21 protein-coding genes are annotated in these 20671 nt (G+C 58.9%); 2 read left to right on the top strand and 19 right to left on the bottom strand.

What is annotated here, in order from left to right:
* Window positions 1–8: 8 nt before the first annotated feature.
* The 17 genes from phnD to MWR57_RS09315 form a co-directional block, all read right to left on the bottom strand.
* On the bottom strand, window positions 9–839 hold the full coding sequence (gene phnD, locus MWR57_RS09395; RefSeq protein WP_423124555.1) for a phosphate/phosphite/phosphonate ABC transporter substrate-binding protein: 831 nt from the start codon (window positions 837–839) through the stop codon (window positions 9–11).
* Window positions 840–964: 125 nt separating this feature from the next.
* Window positions 965–1858 (bottom strand): phosphate/phosphite/phosphonate ABC transporter substrate-binding protein, encoded by an 894-nt coding sequence (locus tag MWR57_RS09390; protein WP_423124554.1) that lies wholly within the window; start codon window positions 1856–1858, stop codon window positions 965–967.
* Window positions 1859–2069: 211 nt separating this feature from the next.
* Window positions 2070–2765: an ABC transporter ATP-binding protein gene (locus MWR57_RS09385; RefSeq protein WP_423124553.1), complete on the bottom strand. Its 696-nt coding sequence runs from the start codon at window positions 2763–2765 to the stop codon at window positions 2070–2072.
* A gap of 148 nt (window positions 2766–2913) precedes the next feature.
* Complete coding sequence (locus MWR57_RS09380) at window positions 2914–4071, bottom strand: ABC transporter permease (protein ID WP_423124552.1); 1158 nt, start codon at window positions 4069–4071, stop codon at window positions 2914–2916.
* A 31-nt stretch (window positions 4072–4102) separates the two neighbouring features.
* Window positions 4103–4543: a hypothetical protein gene (locus MWR57_RS09375; protein WP_423124551.1), complete on the bottom strand. Its 441-nt coding sequence runs from the start codon at window positions 4541–4543 to the stop codon at window positions 4103–4105.
* 15 nt (window positions 4544–4558) lie between these two features.
* The gene (locus tag MWR57_RS09370; protein WP_423124550.1) at window positions 4559–5023 is read right to left on the bottom strand and encodes a Fe-S-containing protein; all 465 of its coding nucleotides are present in this window, start codon (window positions 5021–5023) and stop codon (window positions 4559–4561) included.
* Window positions 5020–5319: a hypothetical protein gene (locus tag MWR57_RS09365; RefSeq protein WP_423124549.1), complete on the bottom strand. Its 300-nt coding sequence runs from the start codon at window positions 5317–5319 to the stop codon at window positions 5020–5022. The genes MWR57_RS09370 and MWR57_RS09365 overlap by 4 nt, the downstream gene beginning before the upstream one ends.
* A 191-nt stretch (window positions 5320–5510) precedes the next feature.
* Complete coding sequence (locus MWR57_RS09360; RefSeq protein ID WP_423124548.1) at window positions 5511–6854, bottom strand: sigma-54-dependent transcriptional regulator; 1344 nt, start codon at window positions 6852–6854, stop codon at window positions 5511–5513.
* A gap of 16 nt (window positions 6855–6870) precedes the next feature.
* Window positions 6871–8022, bottom strand: a complete 1152-nt coding sequence (locus MWR57_RS09355) for a sensor histidine kinase (RefSeq protein WP_423124547.1) — start codon at window positions 8020–8022, stop codon at window positions 6871–6873.
* Window positions 8023–8100: 78 nt separating this feature from the next.
* Window positions 8101–9300: a bifunctional glutamate N-acetyltransferase/amino-acid acetyltransferase ArgJ gene (gene argJ, locus MWR57_RS09350; protein ID WP_423124546.1), complete on the bottom strand. Its 1200-nt coding sequence runs from the start codon at window positions 9298–9300 to the stop codon at window positions 8101–8103.
* A gap of 1 nt (window position 9301) precedes the next feature.
* Complete coding sequence (secA, locus tag MWR57_RS09345; protein WP_423124545.1) at window positions 9302–11851, bottom strand: preprotein translocase subunit SecA; 2550 nt, start codon at window positions 11849–11851, stop codon at window positions 9302–9304.
* Window positions 11852–11970: 119 nt separating this feature from the next.
* Window positions 11971–12438 carry an N-acetyltransferase gene (locus MWR57_RS09340; protein ID WP_423124544.1) on the bottom strand — a complete coding sequence of 156 codons (468 nt, stop codon included), beginning with the start codon at window positions 12436–12438 and terminating at the stop codon, window positions 11971–11973.
* A 223-nt stretch (window positions 12439–12661) separates the two neighbouring features.
* Window positions 12662–13249: an SPOR domain-containing protein gene (locus tag MWR57_RS09335; protein ID WP_423124543.1), complete on the bottom strand. Its 588-nt coding sequence runs from the start codon at window positions 13247–13249 to the stop codon at window positions 12662–12664.
* Between the two features lie 68 nt (window positions 13250–13317).
* Complete coding sequence (gene argS, locus MWR57_RS09330) at window positions 13318–14976, bottom strand: arginine--tRNA ligase (RefSeq protein WP_423124542.1); 1659 nt, start codon at window positions 14974–14976, stop codon at window positions 13318–13320.
* Window positions 14977–15002: 26 nt separating this feature from the next.
* Window positions 15003–16157: an alanine racemase gene (gene alr / locus MWR57_RS09325; RefSeq protein WP_423124541.1), complete on the bottom strand. Its 1155-nt coding sequence runs from the start codon at window positions 16155–16157 to the stop codon at window positions 15003–15005.
* Between the two features lie 19 nt (window positions 16158–16176).
* Window positions 16177–16608 carry a hypothetical protein gene (locus MWR57_RS09320; protein ID WP_423124540.1) on the bottom strand — a complete coding sequence of 144 codons (432 nt, stop codon included), beginning with the start codon at window positions 16606–16608 and terminating at the stop codon, window positions 16177–16179.
* A 121-nt stretch (window positions 16609–16729) separates the two neighbouring features.
* Entirely contained in the window at window positions 16730–16915 is a 186-nt protein-coding gene (locus MWR57_RS09315) for an ATP-binding protein (RefSeq protein WP_423124539.1), read from the bottom strand.
* A 295-nt stretch (window positions 16916–17210) separates the two neighbouring features.
* On the opposite strand from MWR57_RS09315, the gene MWR57_RS09310 reads away from it, so the two are divergent.
* The gene (locus MWR57_RS09310) at window positions 17211–17573 is read left to right on the top strand and encodes a hypothetical protein (RefSeq protein ID WP_423124538.1); all 363 of its coding nucleotides are present in this window, start codon (window positions 17211–17213) and stop codon (window positions 17571–17573) included.
* A 19-nt stretch (window positions 17574–17592) separates the two neighbouring features.
* Here the strand turns inward: MWR57_RS09310 and MWR57_RS09305 are convergent, their stop codons facing one another.
* On the bottom strand, window positions 17593–18087 hold the full coding sequence (locus tag MWR57_RS09305) for a DUF3617 domain-containing protein (RefSeq protein ID WP_423124537.1): 495 nt from the start codon (window positions 18085–18087) through the stop codon (window positions 17593–17595).
* A gap of 101 nt (window positions 18088–18188) precedes the next feature.
* Complete coding sequence (locus MWR57_RS09300) at window positions 18189–19586, bottom strand: cobyrinic acid a,c-diamide synthase CobB (RefSeq protein ID WP_423124536.1); 1398 nt, start codon at window positions 19584–19586, stop codon at window positions 18189–18191.
* 459 nt (window positions 19587–20045) lie between these two features.
* Between MWR57_RS09300 and MWR57_RS09295 the strand changes: the two genes are divergently transcribed.
* Window positions 20046–20669 carry a tetratricopeptide repeat protein gene (locus tag MWR57_RS09295; RefSeq protein WP_423124535.1) on the top strand — a complete coding sequence of 208 codons (624 nt, stop codon included), beginning with the start codon at window positions 20046–20048 and terminating at the stop codon, window positions 20667–20669.
* The last annotated feature ends 2 nt before the right edge of the window (window positions 20670–20671 follow it).

The raw sequence follows: 20671 nt of genomic DNA, 5'->3' as shown, positions 1-20671 counted from the left end.
TTGCAGAATTATTTGGCCATCTTGGCGTCAACCTTTTTGATAATGCCAAACAGACTGGCATAATCGCTCGGTTTGGTAACGGCAAAACCGGTATAATCTTTCTGGATCGAGGTATACACCTTCGGATCTTTCCCATTGATCAGCGCAGCCTGGATCTTTTTCATGGTGGCGCCGTCAATTTTTGGGCCAACGCCAATGACATGCTCGTACACGGGCGCGCTCTCGGCGATCACTTTGAGTCCCTGGCCCATGAATTTCTCGGCGACATCCGGCTTGAGGCCGCCGGCGTCATGCCCACCTTGCAATACGGAATTGGCCACGTTTTCGTGCTTCCCGGTAAAATCATACTTCATGGAATCAAAGACTCCCGCATCCATCAGCATTGCTGCGGGGATATAACAGGAAAGGGTGGAATCGCGGTCGCCAAAGGCCATTTTCTTGCCCTTGAGATCGGCCAGGGAATTAATGGGACCATCCTTCTTCGCCACAATCACACCCTTAAAGGTCGGCTTGCCCTTGCTGAGAGCCGTGGCCACCAGGCGCACCTTGTCCGGATGCAAGCTTGAGAGTTCGGCGTAGATCGACGGCCCCATGAAAAAAATGTCAATCTCCCCCTTGAGGATGGCTTGATTGAATGCTTCGTAATCCTTGGCGCTGCGAAAAGAGACTTTTGCGCCTGTTTCCGCCTCAAGCAGGGAGATCAAAGGCTTGAAAATGTTTGCCAGCTCCGCCGGATTTTTATAGGGATGTACTCCGAAAACATAGGTTTCCGCCGCAAATAGGGGGGCAGCGAAACATGCAATGATGAGGGCTGTTGCGAGAATAATTTTGATGCGCATGCGTTCTCCTTTGTGGGTGATAACAGATACTATTTTTTAGCGGACCACGCCTCGCCCGGCGGCCGCAATGGCGCCCCCCGCTTGCCAACACCGCGCAGCAAGGCGTGAATCCTCAACACCTCGGTCTAGTTGGCAAACGCCCCATATTTAAGCGCCTTCAAACATTCCCGCACGCTTTTAAAATCCGCAGGCGGCGCCCAGCCGATGATCCCAGCCTTTTTGGCTGCATCGGAATCAGATTTTACCGCCAACAGGGCGTCGCCGAACTTTTTAACCTTGGCGGCGTCAACATGCTTTGCCGCGGCCATGGGCCACTCGGGATACAGTTCGGTGCTGCGGACAAAAGGGAAGCCGTCTTTGATCGGGTTGATGATCTTGAAATCGGCCATGGAGATCTTGCCTTCCTTTGTCATGGCCTCCAGGGTGTCGGTGCGCACGGTGCCGGCGTCCATGGCCCCGTTCTTCACGGCCAGAACCACGTTGTCATGCTTGCCGCCTTCCTTGAACTCGGCGAAATCCTTCTTGTAGTCGATGCCATTCTGTAGCAACAACCGCAGGGCCATCTGGCCGCCGCCAAAGGAGGAAGCCTTGACCACCATGAACTTCTTGCCCTTGAGATCAGAGAGCGTATTGATGGGGCTGTCCTTGCGCACAAAGATCACCCCGCCGAACTCCTTGACCGGCTTACCGCCCGCCGAGTTGACCTGCATGGCCACCGGTTTGGCGCCGTAGAGCTTTTCCATCTCCACGAAAAAGGCGGAGTTCGCCAGCATGAAATCGATCTTTCCGTCCCTGAGCATGGGCTCAATGGCGTTGAACTCCAGAGGCATGATGGTGACCGGCTCACCCATCTTGCCGGTGAGATACTCCCCGGTGGCAGCCCATTCCTCCATGACCTTGGGCGCGCCCCGCAGGGCCAGGATTCCGACCTTGATTTCCGCGTGCGCCGCTGCAACAAACATGGCGCTGGCCAACAGAGCCAGACCCATCATCCCGATTTTCTTCATGCTGCTTCCCATAACATCTCTCCTCGCTGTATTGTTTTTTGCTTTTTCCGGAGAATCCGGAGCCCCATACAGACACGACAAGGAACCTTCCTGCGCCGACCGAAAGCCGGACGCCGAAAGCACAATGGATAGGTAGTAACACCTACACAGCATTTATTGTATAATTTTCAGGAGAATAGTGTCAAAGGTAATTATCCTTTGATACTAAAAAACAGCGCTGAATTCACTGGGGCAGACAGAGACCATCCCGAACCAGAATGGTCCTGTCGGCATGGCGGCAGGCGTCCGGATTATGGGTCACCATGATGACGGTCAACCCCTCCTGGTTCAACTGGCGGAGCAGCCCCATAACTCCTTCCGCGGTCTCGCTGTCGAGGCTGCCGGTGGGCTCATCGGCCAACAGGATGGGCGGCCGGTTGACAATGGCCCTGGCAATGGCGACCCGTTCCTGCTCACCGCCGGAAAGCTGGTCCGGCAAGCGGGGTGCCTTGGCTCCGAGCCCGACCTTTTCAAGAACCGAACGGGCCATGCCGTCTTGCTCCTTGGCCGAGATGCCGGTGATGGCCATGGGCAGCTTGATGTTTTCCAGTACCGTCAGGTAGGGGATGAGCTGAAAGGACTGAAAGATGATGCCGATATACTCGCTGCGAAAATCGGCTCGCTGTTCGCTGCTCAGCCCATAGACATCCAGGGAATCGACCAGAACCTGCCCCCGGCTCGGATGATTGAGCCCGCCGAGCACGGCAAGCAAGGTGCTTTTTCCGGAGCCGGACTGTCCCATGATGCTGATGAACTCGCCATCGTCCACCTGAAAATGCATGTGCCGGATGGCGCTCACCGTGTTCGCCCCGACCTGGTAATCCTTGCCGATATCCCTGATCTCAATGAGATGCTGTGCTGCCTGTTCTTTTGCTGGCATGACTCCTCCTTACAGGGCCTGATGATACCCCCGAAATAAGCGGTCACAGGGTGCCGCAGATGCGCGGAAGAGACCTGTCCGCTATACATCAGGTATGCGGACAGGTCGATGACAAAGCAGATGCGGTGCCCTGTGGCCGCTTATCTCCTTACAAGGCCCGCAGCGCTTCGCTGGGGTCAAGACTGCTGCCCTTCCTGGCCGGATAGAGACTGGCCAGCAGGCTGAGGGAAATGGAAAGCAGTATGGCCAGTCCGCCGAGCGGAAGATTCACCCCGGCAAAGGTTCCGCTGGGGATGACCACAGGCAAGATCGACCAGGCGATGAGATTGCCGGCGGCAAAACCCAAAAAGCCGCCGACAAAACCGACCACAATGGCTTCCAGCAGAATGATCTGCATGACATGCCCCCGTCGAAAACCAATGGCCCGAAAAATGCCGATCTCGCGGGTCCGCTCGTTCACCGCCCCCATCATGGTGACAAAAACCAAAAGCGAACCGATGAAGATCACCAGCCCGGCAACGCCGTAGCTGAAGGCCTTGAACAGCTCGATGGACTGCATCTTGGCCATCACCGCCTGCCTGAGCGCCGTGACCTTGGCGTTGGGGAATTTCTCGGCGATCTGCAAAACCAGCTCGGTGATCGGACAATCCCGGCAGAAAGCAGCGATCTCCACCAGGGAAACGACGCCTTTTTTGCCCAGGACTTCCTGCACGGCATGAAGATCGCCGATGATCATGCCGTCTTCCGCGGCACCTGTAGGCTGGAGGATGGCAGTCACCGTGAAGGTCCGGGGGCCAAGCGGCAGGGTATCGCCGATGGCAAGATGCAATGCCGCAGCCGCCTCCGCCCCGGCAACCAGATCCCCCGAAGCCGCCGGAGCGGCGCCGTCCAGATGCCACCAGGTTTTCAGCGGCAGCTCCACCGCAAAATCAACCCCCATCAGGAGCACCTGCCGCCCCATGACCTGAGCCGCGCCGAGAACCTTGGGGGCTACCGCCCCGAGATTCTCGCGGTTTTCAATTTCTCGGATACCCGTGAGGTCTTGTTCCTTAAACTCCTGGACTGCGTAGTTCACGCCCCCCACCGTGATGCCGCCATAGCTCAGGGCAAGATTTTCGCTTTTGGGAACCATGACGATGTTGGCCCCAAACCGGTCCAGCCTTTCCTCGATGTCCCGGGTCATGCTCTCCGTAATGGACAACAGGGTAACAATGGTGGCGATCCCCAGCACCAGGCCGAGCACGAGAAAAATCACCTTGCCCTTGCGGCGCTTGAGGTTGCTATACGAGATATGATAGAGCTTCATCTGTTTTTTCTCCGCGTAAGCGCGGCCGCCGCTACTGGCCGCCGGTCGCCTCAGCCTCCTTTTTCATGGTGTGCAGCCGCTGGTGGTGGCCGACCTCATTGAGCAGCACCGCCTGCGCCCCCTGCTGCAGGAAAAAAGCGGAAATCCTTGCCGTGTCAAGCACCCCTTTGTTGAAGGTAATGACAACCCGCGAACCGTGACCGTCCATCACCACCTCGCGCACCCCCTCCTGCTTTGTGAGTTCCGCCAGCACCCGTTCCGATGCGGCCCGCTCTCCGGACAATTTGTAAATTGCGTCCTCAAGCTGGCGATTTTTCAAAAAGGCGATGGACCTGGGGATGACAACCATTCCCAGGCCGAGAAGAATGGCAAGGGAGACCAGGGTGGCCACGCGGCCGAACCCCATCCCCCGTTTTTTCACCCCCAGAACCCGCTCCCGCTTTTCCCGGTATTTTTCAAGATCGTACGCCATCCGTAGTGTTGCTCCTTACTTTTTATATGTGCAATACCAACTGTTCCGGTCGATGTCGGCCATGGCAATCACCAGCGTGTTGCCTTCAATGGTTCTGGCCAGGGGAGCCGGATTGCAGCCTCCTTTCACCTCGTTGATCCTGTTCGAGGCAAAACGCATGCCGCAGTTGAGACAGACCATCTCATCACCGCTCTGCTCGTAGCCCTTGCCCGCGCGGTAACAGACATCGCAGGCGTCTATGGCCGACCGGATAACGCCGTCTTTGCTTTTCAGCACAAAAAAAGTCACCATCACCCCATCGCCGGCCTGCACCTTGAAATGGTGGGCTTTGCCGTCAGCAATGGACGCCACGGGGATTTCCAGCCTCCCCTTGGCCGGGGTCAGGGTCTTCACCTTGCCCCCCCACAAACCGGCCATGGCAGCACCGGCCAGCACCACAGACATCGTTACCGCCACAAGCACTCCAGCCGTTTTTTTCATCGCGCATCTCCCTGTTTCCTTTTTTCGGCATCAGTATCGCCAAACCTTTTCCTGAACAGCTCACGCCAGGACGCCGCCGTTGCAGGACAGACGTTTTGATCGCAATCGGAGCAGGCCTGTGCCCTTGGCTCTTCGCCGGTCATTCCAGGGTGCGCCCGCACCGCAAGCATGGTGTTTTTTGACTTCCAGGCAGTGAAATGGGTATTGCCAATCCCCCACCAGATTCCGGCCAGAATGCCGAGCAACCCCACTGTTCCGAAGATGTATCGCTTCACGCGTCCGGTTCTTGCACCCATTCCCGCCGCCTGCCTCCTTGCAATGCCATCCAGACAAAGCAAGGCCCATGCCACCGCGACACAGAGCACGGCAGCCCTTTTCCCGGCAGGTTTTACAGGGGTGACTCGAAAATGAAAGCGATGGAGACAGTGAAGTTATGGAGAATATTCGCCAAGATGCTTACAGAATATTCTCCACTGAACAAGGACAATCAGATTTTGAATTTTTCCAGACGATAGATCAGGACATGGCGCGGAATCTTCAGCAGCCGGGCAGCCTCGGAGCGATTGCCGTTGGCCTTGGCCAGGGCTTTTTTAATCAACCCCTGCTCAACCGCTTCCAGGGAAAGCCCCTCATCCGGGATTTCCGGAATCCCGTTTTCCATTGCAGGCTGGGGGCAGGCAGCAAGCTGCAGTTCATCCGCCTCGATGAGCAGCCCCCGGCGCAGGATAACCGCCCGCTCGACAATATTTTGCAGCTCCCGGATATTGCCGGGCCAGGGATGCGCCTTGAGCCTGGCCAAGGCTTCGGCGGAAAAGCGCACCCCGGCGGGAGCGCCCACTTTCAGGAGAAAATGTGACACCAGCCCTGGAATATCCTCCCGCCGTTCCCGCAGAGGCGGAAGATGCAAAAGAATTACCCCCAGCCGATAATAGAGATCCTCCCGAAAGGTTCCCTGGCCGATGGCTGCATAGAGATCCCGGTTGGAAGCGGCAATCAACCGGACATCCACCGCTTCCGGCGCATCCGCGCCGACCGGGGAGACCACTCTCTCCTGGATGGCGCGGAGCAGCTTGGCCTGCAGATCCAGCCGCAACTCGCCGATTTCGTCCAAAAATAGGGTGCCGCCGGCCGCGGCTTGAAACCTTCCCTTGCGATTGCTCACCGCCCCGGTGAAGGCGCCTTTGACATGGCCGAAGAGTTCGCTTTCCAGCAGGTTTTCCGGGATGGCCGCACAGTTCACCGCCACCATGGGACCCTGCGCCCTGGGGCTGTGCTGATGGATGAGCCTGGCCAGCACCTCCTTGCCGGTGCCGGATTCTCCGGCGATGAGGACGGTGGCCTCGCTGTTGGCCGCCCGCTTGGCAGTATCGAGCAATTCGGCCATGGCCGAATTGGCGGTTTCCATCCCCTCGGTGCCGGTGAGCCGGTTGACCTCGCCGCTGAGCTGCTGTTTCTGCTCGTGCAGTTGCCGCATCTCCAGGGCTTTCCGGCAGGAAAGCCGCAGAGCCTCCCGGTCGAATGGCTTGGCCAGAAAGGTGAAGGCCCCTTCCTGCATGGCCTTGACCGCCAGCTCGATGGAGCCGAAGGCCGTGATCACCAGCACCGGAGTATGGGGCGACTCCTTTTTCACCGCGGCCAGGACCTGCAAGCCGTCCAGGTCACCAAGCTGCACATCGGTGATCACCAGATCCGGGTTGTGCCGATGAAAAAGCGCCAGTCCTTCCCGGCCCGATGCTGCGCCAAGCACGGTGAAACCACCGCTGCTCAGGTTGTACTCCGTAACCCGCCGCAGGCTTGCGTCATCATCAATCAACAGTATCCGGGGTTTCATCGCCTCGCCTCCGCCCTTAGCCTGCCTGTCCAGGATCCGCGCCGTTTTTCGGGGGGAGCAGAATCTCGAAGCACGCCCCGCCCCCCGGCCGGTCCGTGGCCCGAAGGCTGCCGCCGTAGCTCTCCACTATTTTCCTGCTGATCAGCAGGCCAAGCCCGGTGCCGTCCCCCTTGCCCGAATAAAACGGCTCAAATATCCGTTCCTTTTCCGCCTCCGGCACGCCCGGTCCGTCGTCGCAGACAGCAATCCGCCACCCTCCGTCCGCACCGTTTTCGGCCAAAAGCCAGATCCGGCCGCCCGGATCGACCGCTTCCAGGGCGTTGAGGCCAAGATTCAAGAGAATCTGGGAGAACTTGGCGCTTTCCACCAGCAGATGCTGGGCCTCATCGTTCTCCGGCAGGAAAAAATGCACCTGTTTTTCCCGCAGTTGCCTTTCCAGCAAAGCGCCGACATGGTGCGCCACCGCGGCAAGCGGCTCCAAGGCCTCTTCTCTTTCCTGGGGCCGCCCCTTGGCATAACGGAGGATTTCCTCCACCGTGTCGTGCAACCGCCCTGTTTCCTTGAACAGGATATCCACGAATTCCCGCTTCGGATGATCCCCGGTAAATTCATCGCGAAGAATTTCCGCCGTGCCCTTGATGGAGGCAAGGGGATTCTTTATCTCATGGGCCAGAGAGGCGGACAATTTGCCAAGGGCGGAGAACTTTTGGGCCGCGGCCAGCCGGGCCTCCGCCTCGATGAGCTGAACGGTTTCATCATGGAGCCGGACATAGGAAGCCTGCAGTTTTTCGGACAACTGCCGATAGCGTTCGCGCAACCGGGTCTGCCGTCCGGAGATCACCCCGACCAGCAGACCGGCCGCCAGATAGAGGATGATCTCCATCAGCTCGCTCACGGCCTGCGAGCCGTGCCCGACATAGAGGAGGACATGGGGGATGAAGGCGATGGAGGAGAGCAGGGCCAGACCCAGGCCGCCGCGCACGCCGAACCAGAGACCGCCCAGCACAATGGGAAAATAACTGAGCCGCCGGTAGGTGTTGTGATAGAAGTGCAGATCGCCGGGGGTAAAAAGATGGAGCAGGCCGATGGCTATGACGGCGACGAGCAGGGCAAAAAAAAGGAGTTTGTGGGCTGTTGATGAATAAATTGTGCTTTTCAGTTTATTCATCAACAGCCCTTATACGCCGAGTTCCGAGTGCTGAGTTCCGAGTGCTCGTTACTCAGCACTCAGCCATAGGGCGTCGCCCTATGACCGGTAATCCGCGTTGATCTTCACGTAATCCAGGGAAAAATCGCAGGTATGGATATCCTTGCTCCCCTCGCCGGCATGCAGGTCGATGGTCACCACGAACTCCGGTTTTTTGAGCACCTCGGTGGCGCGTTTCTCCACCTCACTGCCCTGGCCCACCCCCTGCTTCACCATGAACACCTCGTCGAAGGCGATATCCACCTGCTGCTGGTCGAATTGCGCGCCGGAGCGGCCCAGGGCGGCGATGATCCTGCCCCAGTTGGCATCCTCGCCGAAGAAGGCGGTTTTGACCAGATTGGAATTGGCCACGGTCCGGGCCGCCTGATCGGCCTGGAGGTCCGAAGCCGCGCCCCGGACCCGGATGGTCACCAGCTTGGTCGCGCCCTCCCCGTCCCGGACGATCATCAGGGCCAGCTCCTTGCACAGATCTTCCAAGGCGGCGCCAAAGGCGCGCAACGCCTCGGGACGGTCCTCGGCAATGGGCGGGTGCTCCGCCAGGCCGTTGGCCAGCACCAGCACCGTGTCGTTGGTGCTGGTGTCACCGTCCACGGTGATGGCGTTGAAGGTTTTGGCCGCCACCTTTTTCAGCGTGCTCTGGAGAAGATCGTGATCGATCTTGGCATCGGTGAGGATAAAGGAAAGCATGGTGGCCATGTTGGGCATGATCATGCCCGCGCCCTTGGCCATCCCGAGAAGCTTGACCGGCTTGCCGTCGATAAGGGCGGTGCGCACCGCAATCTTGCGGAAGGTATCGGTGGTCATGATCGCCTGGGCCACATCAACAAGGCCATCGACGGCAAGAGCCTGGGCCGCCTTGGGAATCCCCCGCTGAAAACAGGCAAGCTCCAGTTGCTGGCCGATGATGCCGGTGGAGCAAACCTGCACCAGCTCCGGGGCGATATTCAAGGCATCCGCCGCCATGGCCGTGGTCAGCCGGGCCAGACGCATGCCCTCCTCACCGGTGCAGGCATTGGCAATGCCGGAATTGACCAAAATGGCCTGCCCCTTGCCGGTTTTGCACCGCTCCATGTCGAGAAGCACCGGCGCCGCCTTGACCAGGCTGGCGGTGAACACCCCGGCCACCACGGCCGGCTTGTCGCTGACGATCAGGGCAAGATCGAGCCGATCCTTACCGCGAATGCCGGAGTTGACCGCCGCCGCCCTGAACCCCTGAACTGAAAACTTTTCCGCTGCCATATCACGTCTTCCCGCTGCTCTTGCCGCAGCACCGTTTGTATTTCAAGCCGCTGCCGCAGGGGCAGTCGGCGTTGCGCCCCACCTTGTCGCCTTCGCGGGAAAACGGCTTGTGCTCGTCCTCTCCCTCGGCGCCGCGACTGAGCTGCATGGGCTGGCGCTGCTCCCGCTGCTCGCGCTCCAGTTCGGCCACCTCCTCGTCCCGTACCAGTTGCAGGCGAAACAGGGTGCTGACGGTCTGGGTTTTTACGGCGTTGATCATCTCGCCGAACATGTTGAAGCCTTCCTTCTTGTACTCATCCAACGGGTTCTTCTGGCCATAGCCCCGAAGACCGATGCCTTCCTTGAGGTGATCCATGTTGAGCAGATGTTCTTTCCAGAGGTGATCCACAATCTGCAGCAGGACAACCCGTTCCAGGTGGCGCATGTTCAATTCGCCGATCTCCTCCTCCCGCGCGGCAAAACGGTCTGTCAAGGCGGCAAGAATCAGGTCGGCAAAGGCGGCAGGTTCGAGATCCTTTTTCTCTTCCTCGCTCCACTCCCCGGCAAAGCCGAACAGAGCGAACATTCTCTCGGCAACCCCATTCCAATCCCACTCCTCCGAGGGGATTCTCGTCTCGGCGAACTCGCCCGCCACCATTTCCGCCAGTTCCGGGAACATGTCGGTGATCACCTCGTGAACATCATCCGAGCCCAAGACCTCGCGGCGCTGGCGGTAGATAACCTCGCGCTGCTTGTTCATCACATCGTCGTATTCGAGCAGGTGCTTGCGGATATCGAAGTTATGCCCCTCCACCTTGCGCTGGGCGTTTTCAATGGCCCGGCTGATCATGGTGTGTTCGATGGGCTCGTCCTCTTCCATGCCCAACTTGTCCATGATGCCCGAAATCCGGTCCGAGCCGAAGATCCGCAACAGATCGTCCTCAAGCGACAGATAGAAACGGGAAGAACCGGGATCGCCCTGACGGCCCGAACGGCCGCGCAACTGGTTGTCGATCCTCCGGCTCTCGTGACGGCTGGTGCCCAAAATATGCAGCCCGCCCAGCTCGGTAACCCCCTCGCCCAGCTTGATGTCGGTGCCGCGGCCGGCCATGTTGGTGGCGATGGTCACCTTGCCCTTCTGTCCGGCATCGGCGACGATCTCGGCCTCCTTCTCATGCTGCTTGGCGTTGAGCACCGCGTGGGGCACGCCCACCTTCTTCAGCATGGCGGAGATTTTTTCGGAAACATCGATGCTGATGGTGCCGACCAGCACGGGCTGGCCCTTTTTGTACAGCTCCTGAATCTCCCGGATGATGGCGCGATCCTTGGCCTTGGCGTTTTTATAGATGACATCGGCATAATCCTTGCGGATCATGGTGTTGTGGGTGGGGATAATCACCACGTCGAGGTTGTAGATCTTCTTGAATTCCGCCGCCTCGGTATCCGCGGTGCCGGTCATGCCGGCGAGCTTCTCATACATCCGGAAGTAGTTCTGGAAGGTGATGGAGGCCAGGGTCTGGTTCTCCCGCTCCACCTTGACCCGCTCCTTGGCCTCCAGGGCCTGGTGCAGGCCATCGCTGAAACGGCGGCCCTGCATGGCTCGCCCGGTGAACTCGTCCACGATCACCACCTGGCCGTCCCGCACCAGATAATCCACATCCCGCTTGAAGAGGACATTGGCCTTCAAGGCCTGGTTCAGGTGATGCAGCCATTCGATGTTCCGGGGGTCGTAGAGGTTGTCCACCCCGACGAGTTTCTCGCCCAGGGCCACGCCTTCCTCGGTGAGCGAGACCGAACGGGCCTTTTCATCCAGAGTGTAATGCTCGTCCACCTTGAAGTTGGGAATGATCCGGTCGGCGCGCTCGTAGAGCTCGGTGGACATCTCGGCCGGGCCGGAGATAATCAAAGGGGTGCGGGCCTCGTCGATCAGGATGGAGTCCACCTCGTCGACAATGGCGTAATGGAACTCGCGCTGACAGAAATCCTTGAGGTCAAACTTCATGTTGTCGCGCAGATAATCAAAGCCGAATTCGTTGTTGGTTCCGTAGGTAATATCGGCGCCATAGGCCTCCTTCCGGGCCGCGTCATCCATCTCGTGCAGGATGGAGCCGACGGAAAGCCCGAGAAAGCGGTAGAGCTTGCCCATCCATTCGGCATCGCGCCGGGCCAGATAATCGTTGACCGTGACCACATGCACCCCGCGCCCGGTGAGGGCGTTGAGATATACCGGCAGAGTGGCGGCCAGGGTTTTTCCCTCGCCGGTTTTCATCTCGGCGATCTTGCCCTGATGGAGGATGATGCCGCCGATGAGCTGCACGTCGAAATGCCGCATGCCCAAAACCCGCCAGGCCGCCTCCCGGCAGACGGCAAAGGCCTCGGGCAACAGGCTGTCGAGGGGTACTCCGGCGGCGAGCCGCTCCTTGAAAAGCACGGTCTTCGCCACCAGGGAAGCGTCATCAAGCTTCTGGATCTCCGGCTCCAACTGGTTGATCGCCGCCACCAGCGGTTGAATGGACTTGAGCACCCGTTCGTTTTTGGAGCCAAAAACCTTTTTCAAAACAGAAGCAAGCATATTTCCACTCCAGAAGGTCAACGCCGAAAGCATGCGACAAGGCACACCCCGGCGCGATCAGCATTTTTTTGTCCCCGTGCCGCAGGGCCGCGGATGCGGTGCGCGGAACGGTTATTCCTTTATCTTTCCCAGATCAGGGCTTCTTCGTTGCAGTCCGGAAATTTCGGACACTGGATACAGTCACTCCACACCTTGTGGGGGAGTTCGTTCTTATCAATAGGCCTGAACCCGAGCCGCTCAAAAAAAACAGGCTGATAGGTCAGGGTGAAGACTCTGGTAATGCCGAAATGATCCGCCTCGGCCAGACAAGCCTCCACAAGCTGCCGGCCAATCCCCTGGCGCTGGGCTTCTTCCGTCACGGCCAGGGAGCGGATTTCCGCCAGGTTTTCCCAGCAGACATGCAGGGCGCAGATGCCGAGCATCTGTCCGGCCGCGGCATCGTCGCCGTCCTTGACAAAAACCTTGAAATCCCGCAGTTGGTCGTAGAGGGAACTCAAGGACCGCCCCAGCAGCAAGCCCTTGTTGGCAAAATGCTGCAACAGGGCGTACATCACCTTCACATCGTCCATTCTGGCATCACGAATCATGACAACCTCGCAAAAAGGGAAACAATCCACATGTCCGTAATACTGAATCAAAGAGTGCGAGGCAACAACCGTCGCCGGTCACTTTCGTTTCCTGCTGTAATCGCGGCTTTGTGCGATTTCAACAATCATGACAACCTCTCACCTTTTCCGCCCCGCTGGCTGGCAGGAACCCGTTCGTTCTACCATACCAGCCCGCAAAGAAAAAGATTTCACACAAAAAGAATCAGGGGGATTTCAACCGGGAAGCAGGCAACAGAGCGATATAGGCCTTGACCTTCTCCTCTTTTTCCAGCTTGGCGATGAGCTGGTTGGCATCGGCCAGCTTGTCGAATTTCCCTACGTAAATCCGAATGAAAGGATCATCCTCGTCCTCCGGCGGCAGGGAAAACGCCTCATAGCCACGGCCGCGCCATTCGGCGACATCCTGTTGCGCCCGGTCCTGGTCACGGACAGCGGAGATCTGCAGGGCAAAGAAAGAAGGTTCTGCTTCGGCCCATTCCGTTTCGGAAGCAGGGGCGGATTCCACCGGCATCTCGGTTGTCGGCTCCATGTTTTCTTTTTGCGCGGAAGAGGCGCCGGAATCGACAGTATCCTGTTTTCCAGGCTTAAGCGCCCCGGCAAGCTTTGCCAACGGGGATTTCGCCACCTCTCCCGGGGCGGGCTGAAGGATGGTCTGCCCGGCCCAAATGCCGATAATGAACATCCAGAAAAAAATGCAGCCGGTGACCAGGGTCAGGCTGAACATCCCCAACAGCCCCAGTTCAAAACGGATAACAAATCCAAATCTGCCTTTCTGCTTTGGTGCGGTCATACCCAGATTATCCGTTGCCAGGCAACGCCTCCTCATGCTGATCTTTTTAACAGGACATTTCCAAAGCCCTACATGGATTCCGGCGCACTCACCCCAATCAGACCAAGGCCATTGCGCAGGACGATGCGCAAGCCCATGGCCAGCCAGAGACGGGCCCGGCTCAACTCCTCATCCTCGGAAACAATCCGGTGCTTATTGTAGTAGCTATGAAACTGCCCGGCAAGGTCCTGGAGAAAAAAAACAAGCCGGTGCGGGGCCAGATCAAGGGCCGCGCCCTCCACCAGCCCGGGAAATCCGGCCATGGCCTTGAGCAGCAAAATCTCGTCATCCAGGGTGAGTCTCCCGATCGGCGCATCCGCCAAACTTCCCAGAACAACCCCCTTGGCTTCGGCCTGCCTGCGGATGCTGTGCAGCCGGGCATGGGCGTACTGGACATAGTAGACCGGGTTTTCCTGGCTGGTCTTGGTGGCCAGATCCAGATCAAACTCCAACTGGCTGTCCGCCTTGCGCATAAGAAAAAAGAAGCGAGCCACATCCGCGCCGACCTCGTCGAGCAGCTCGTCCACCGTGACGAAGTTGGCCTTGCGGGTGGACATTTTCACCTGCTGACCGTCGCGCAGCAGGGTGACGAACTGGTGCAGGACCACGGTCACCTTGCTCGGGTCATAGCCCAAGGCCTTGACCCCGGCCAGCACATCCGGCACCGTGGCGATATGATCGGAGCCGAAGATGTCGACCATCCAGTCGAAGCCGCGCTTGAACTTTTCCCGGTGATAGGCCATGTCCGGCAGCCGGTAGGTGGGCTCGCCGGTGGACTTGATGATCACCCGGTCCTGGGGCAGGCCGAACTCGGTGCCCTTGAACCACACCGCCCCGTCCTGATCGTAGGCCAGCCCTTTTTCCCGCAGGGAGGCGACCACATCGTCAACCAGGCCGTTTTCATAGAGCGAATGTTCGTTGTAATAGTTGTCAAAGACGATGCCCAGGCGGTGCAGGGTGGTGTTGATGTCGTCAAAGATGACCCGCTCGGCCTTGGTCTTAAACGGCGTGACCTCGGGCTCGTCTTTGAGTCCATCGCCGTGCTCCTCAATGAGCGCCTGGGCGATATCCCGGATGTACTGGCCCTGATAGCCGTCTTCCGGAAAGGTGAAGGGCAGCCCCAGCGCTTCCAGATACCGGGCCCGGGTGGATTCGCCCAGCACCCGCATCTGCCGGCCCGCGTCGTTGTAGTAATATTCCCGGGTGACCTGATGGCCGGTGGCGGAAAGCAGGCCGGCGATGGCGTCGCCCAGAACAGCCTGTCGCCCGTGCCCGACGCTCAAAGGCCCGGTGGGGTTGGCGCTGACGAATTCCACCAGCACCTTCTTGGCCTTTCCGATGGTACTGCGGCCGAAGGTCGCCTCGTTGGCGCAGACCTCGGGCAGCACCGACTGCCAGACCGTCTTGTTGAGGTAGCAGTTGACAAAGCCCGGCCCGGCCACTTCGACCCGCTCCAGCAGATCGGTGTGGGGGGCAAGCATCTCCAGCAACTGGGCGGCAACGGCCCGGGGATTCTTTTTGTCTTTTCCCGCAACCACCATGGCCAGGTTGGTGGCCAGATCCCCCTGGCCCGCATGCTTGGGCTCATCCAGGGAATACCCGCCCGCCGCGGCGGCGGACCAGAATCCAGCCTCAACCCCTTGGTCAAAGCAGTGGTCTATCAGTGTTTTCAAGCGTGTCTTGATCATCGCGGTAATCCGGAAAAATTTTTCTTTCAGCAAACAGGCGGGGTTGCCGGTTCTTCGCTGTCATAATACACCTGCCGGTTGCAGGAACCGAAAAGGCAGAGAATCTCATAGTTGATGGTCTCGGACCAGCGGGCGATTTCCTCGGCCCGGATCTCCCCTGCGCCCTGACATCCAAGCAATACCGCCGTATCCCCTGCCTTGACTCCGGGGATATCCGTCACCTCGGCCATGCAGGCATTCATGCAGATCATCCCCCGAATCGGAGCCCGCTGCCCGGCCAGCAACACCTCGGCCTTGCCCGTCATGCGCCGCAGATAGCCGTCATCGTACCCCACCGGCAGAACCGCCAGCTTGGCGGGACGCTCGGTCACATACCTGTGGCCATAGCTGACCCCCTGCCCCGCCGGAACCTCCTTGACCTGCAACACCGTGGTGGCAAAACGCATGACCGGCCGCAGGTCGAGGGATGACGCCTTTTGCAGCCAGTCGGCCGGGTAGCAGCCATAGAGGGAAATACCCGGCCGCACCAGGTCACAACGCATCTGCGGGTAGCGCATCAGGGTGGCGGAATTGGCAATATGGATGATCCGCCCGTCACCGGCACTTTGAATCCCGGCCAGCAATTCCTGAAAAACTCTATACTGCTCTTCGGTAGTGGCGTCGCCTTCCGCGTCGGCCTTGGGGAAATGGCTTGCGATCCCGGCAAGGAAGAGATTGGGAAACCGGCGCAAGGCAGCGAGGAAGGACTCGAGTTCGCGGGGGAGAAGACCAAGCCGCCCCATGCCGACATCGACCTTGATCTGCACCCCTTTCCGGCAACCAGCCTTTGCCGCGCAGGCGGCAAGCGCTTCCATGGCTTCCAGGGTGTAGACCACCGGGGTGAGGTCGTGGGCCACCGCCTCCTCCGCCCCCTGACGGTCCACCCCAAGCATGACCACGATCTGCCCGGTTATCCCGGCCTGCCGCAGTTGCACACCCTCTTCAACCTCGGCCACGCCAAAGGAGGTGGCGCCGGCCTCGGCAAAGGCCTGGGACGCGGGGATAAGGCCATGCCCATAGGCATCAGCCTTGACCACTGCCAGAATGTCCACCGCCGGGCCGACCAGATGTCGCACCTGCCGAAAATTATGGCGCAGAGCGGCACGATCAACCTCCACTCTATTCCAGGAAGGTGTTCCCATACCAAGACAACCTGTTCATTCAACGAAGAGACTTTGTGGCGTTCCACTCCCGCCAGATGAGCCGACTCGACAACAGGAGCGCCCAGCCGACAGCAACATATATAACACCGACCACCAGGGGAGGCACGGCGGAATTACGCAATAGGCGGCCGCCAACCATCATGCAGACGACCATCCCCCACATCCCCCAGGAATAGACGCCGCCAAGACACATGCCATCCGGGCGCGCCACAATCCGGGCGATATTTTTCCGGGCCGCTCGCTCGATGAGCCAAAACGCCTTCATCGTGCCCAGCCCCAGCGCCAGCAAAAGAAGCATCCCGGGCAGGGGCTGGTCCAGAAGGTAGCCGCGCACCATGAGGTAGAAACCGATGAAACTCCACATCAGGGCGGCAACCAGAAGATTGGTGTTGGTGCTCGCCCCCGGTTTCAGCCGCGCCAACCAGCTCATCCTTTTTCCCTCCGAGCCTGCCGTGCCATATCAAATCAGTGCCTCGCAGCAAATAAATAGGCCTATCCCCAATCGTGGGAATAGGCCTACACGCATCACACAATGTTCTGCAATTTCTACATTACACCTCGGTGACGGTGATCGCACCCTCGGGGCAAACCTCTACACAGGTCTCGCAGCCAAGGCACTCGTCGGCGTTCACTGCTTCAGCCTTGCCGTCAACCATCTCATAAACCTGCGCGGGGCAAGCGTTTACGCACTCTGCATCACCAACGCATTTGTCCTTGTCAATGTCAATCTGCCACATAGTACTTCCTCCGTATAAGGTTAAAAAAAAATTGATAAACAAGATCGCACTGCCACAAAACGAGGCAGAATATCGAGTCCGTTGCTTCCGGGAAGAGACACAAATTCCTCTTTCCTCTAATGCACCACCATTTTTTTGTCAATAAAAAAGAATCCCCGCCGCAATGAGGGCCGGCAGAGGGGAAAGACGATTCAGGTTGACCAGTCTGCCTCGATCTTTTAGGATATCAGCCGCTGTTTTTTTGCAGGTATTTCACCTGCGCCATTCTCAACCTGTCCGCAAAAGGGTCATTGTTATGAGCAGCAAACCGAAAATCAAGAAAAAAACCACCCCAAGCCCGGAACTCAAGGCGCAAAAAAATGAAGAGGCCATGATTGCCGGCATTCTGGAAGGAAGTCCCGACGGAATCGGCGTGGCGGTTATCCGCCTGGAATGCGGTTGCCGGAAAATGGCGGCGGTTGACGCCAAGGGAGAGCCGGCCAGCAAGGTGGTCATCTACCGGGACGAGGCCGAAAGCATTTGCGATGCCTGCAAGCAGGACAACGGGCCGTTTTCCCGAGTGGTAACCCAGTTCATCCACTGGCAGGAACCCATGCCCGATGGTGCCACGCGAATGAAGATCGAAGCCAAGGTTCTCGGCACATATACCAGCCACTAAAGCGGCTGGTCGGCACAGGCTATTTGCCGCACAGCCCCAGATATTTCCCCTTGGTTTTCACGGTCTGTTTGAGGGATTGCCCCTGACCCTCGGTGGTCATGGTCATGGTGCTGTCCATGACCGAACCGGTGTAAGTGGCAATTCCGTTTCCAGTCATCTTCATGCCCCCGTCGTTGCAGACGGTGCTCCATTTGACCGTATTGCCCCTGCGCTCCATCTTGGTGGTCTTGCACTTGGCGTCGTTTTTCTGCTCGGAGGACGCGGGCAGCAGATCTTCCTTGGTGACACACTTCACCACCGTCGAATGCATGGTATTTCCCCGGGTGGAAACAGAAATCCCCGGAGGAAGCGTCACGCCGGGAGGCAGCGCGGGCATCTGCGGCATGCCTTCCATCTGCATCTCCGAGGTGAACTCCCACTTGCCTTCGCGGATATCATCCGCTGCCCCTGCCGTCCCCGCCAAAACCAATGTCGCCGACACCGCCATGAGAACCATCCGCACGCCCTGATTCATCCGTACTCCTCCCGTTTTTTTTCACAAAAAGCCAACCGGTTCACGATACTGTTCAAGTATGGCTGGGATCACACCGCTTGTCAACGCAGGGACCACCTGTTTCAAGCCAAGGCCGCATGATACTCCCGCGCCCTGGCTACCAGGGCCGGAGCCCAGGACGGCGTACCCAGGGCATGAATGTGGGTATACAGGGCCAACACGTTCTTGAACACCAAGCCATCCCGGCCGTCGGCAAACCCCACCCCCCGCTCCATCCGCAAGGTAAGCTGGGCGGCCTCCCCGCCCCACTCCTCCACCCGGCTATAGCGGAATTCATGCCCCTTGATCTCGGTCCCCTGCGGATAATAGGGATTTTCCCCCTCCGCCTTCAGCACGGTATAGCCATGGGCCTGGGGTTTTTTCCTCAGGCCGAATCGCACCGGGAAAATCCCCACCAGGGGGAAGACCTCGTCACCAAGCACCATGCTTTCGCCGAGATAGATCAAGCCGCCACACTCGGCGTAAATGGGCAGGCCGTCCTCGGCAGCTTTTTTCAGTGAATTCCGGAAGGAGAGATTGGCGGAAAGCGCCCCGGCGCTGGTTTCCGGAAACCCCCCGCCGATATATAAACCATCGAGCCCCGGCAGCTCCGGGGCGGTCAGGGCATTGATCTCCACCAGCTCGGCGCCGCAACGGACCAGCGCCTCCAGGTTTTCCGCATAGTAAAACTGAAAAGCAGCATCCTTGAGAATGCCGATCCGCACCGGCGCTTCCGTCCCCCGCAACTCCGGGCGCCCCGCATCCGGCTCGCCGGCGCAGGGGACCATCATCTTTTCTATCCCGGCAAGATCCAGATGGCGGGCAGCCTTTTCGGCCAGAGCCTGCACCGCCGCCTCGGCGCCCGCATGCTCCGGACAGGGGGTAATCCCCAGATGCCGCTGCGGAAAGGCATCCTCCTTGGAACGGGGCATGGCGCCCAAAACCGGGATACCGGTATAGTGCTCCACCGCCTGCCGGACAATGGACTCGTGCCGGGACGTACCCACCCGGTTTAAAATCACCCCGCCGATCCTCACCTCCGGATCAAAGCGTTGGCAGCCCAGAACCAGGGCCGCCATGGTGCGGGTGGTCTTGGTGCAGTCAACCACCAGCAACACCGGCAAACCCAAGGTCTTGGCGAGCTCCGCCGTGCTGAAGGTTCCTGCGGCATCGACCCCGTCATAGAGGCCCCGGTTGCCCTCGATGATGACCAGTTCCCGCCCGTGGACATGACGACGGAACGAGCGGTCGAGCGCTTCCGGACTCATGAGGTAGGGGTCCAGATTGTAGCAGGGATATCCTCCCGCCAGGGCCAGCCAGCCGGCATCAATATAGTCCGGCCCTTTTTTGAAAGGCGCGACCAGCCGCCCCTGCCCGGCAAAGGCCGCGGCCAGACCCACCGCGATCACGCTTTTTCCCGAGCCGCCGCCCAAACCGGCCACCACCAACCCTTTTGCTGAACATTCTTTCTCCGCGGACAAGCCCATCCCTCCCGTAATCGTCATCTGCCGGCACTGCGCGCCCTGTCCATCCCGCGCACAGCAAACCACCTGGGTCCGCGGCTGTCAAGCGGTTGCGCCGCCCGGGCCGGGCAACACCCGAAATCGGCAAAGATTTTGACGAAGTTTTCAGCATATGGTACTTTGGCCCACTTGCACACCGGCTCCGCCATGCTTATATATATCGCACTTCGGCTGTTTGCCGGGGCTTTCCGGAATAAGCCTTTTTCCCGCAACACCATCTGCTTTCCCTCGAAGGTTACAAAGCGGATTGAGGAGCCGTTACGGAATAAACATCGCCGTTAGCACTGCTGTTTTTTTTAACCATCGCCATGTATCTTGCACTGTTACGGCGCCTCAGCCGTTTCACCAGTAAACGGCATGGCTATTGTGTTCTAACTGCTTACGATTTTCAACCATTTTGAAGGATGAGGATACCCCATGTCTGCCCAACAGGAAGATCTGACCAAGATAATTGAAGAACTCGAGCAAAAATGCGTTGAACTCCCGGACAATATCGTGGCCCACCACCATCTGGCCCTGGTGTATCGCAAGGCGGGAAGAACCGCCGATGCCATGCGGTCGCTGGAAAAATGCTTGGAGATCGACCCCCACGCCGTGGAGGCCCTCATCAACATCGGGGCCATGCATTTTGAGCAGGGCGAACTGGACAAGGCGCTGGCCGCAAACCAAGCGGCGGTGCAGGTCAACCCGGCCCTGGCCCAGCCCCATAACAACATCGGCCTTATCTGGCAGCAAAAAGGCGAAAGCGACAAGGCCATCGAGGCCTATACCCTGGCCACGATGAACGACCCCAAAATGCACATGGCCTGGATCAACCTGGCCTCAGCCCAGGTCATGGCCGGCAATTTCGAACTGGCGGTCAAAGCGGCCAAGGAAGCGGTCAAGCTTGAACCGGATTTTCCCATGGCCCATAACAATCTCGCCGTGGCCCTCTATTACAACAAGGATTACCCGGCAGCCCAAAAGTCGTTGGCCAGGGCGAAAGAACTCGGCTATGCGGTTGACCCGCGCCTTGCCGAGGCCATCGAGAACGAGCTGTAAGC

Origin of the sequence: Hydrosulfovibrio ferrireducens (assembly GCF_046883345.1) — a bacterium.
Taxonomy (GTDB): Bacteria; Desulfobacterota; Desulfobulbia; order Desulfobulbales; family Desulfurivibrionaceae; genus Thiovibrio; species Thiovibrio ferrireducens.
This window is presented reverse-complemented; position numbering and strand designations above follow the sequence as displayed.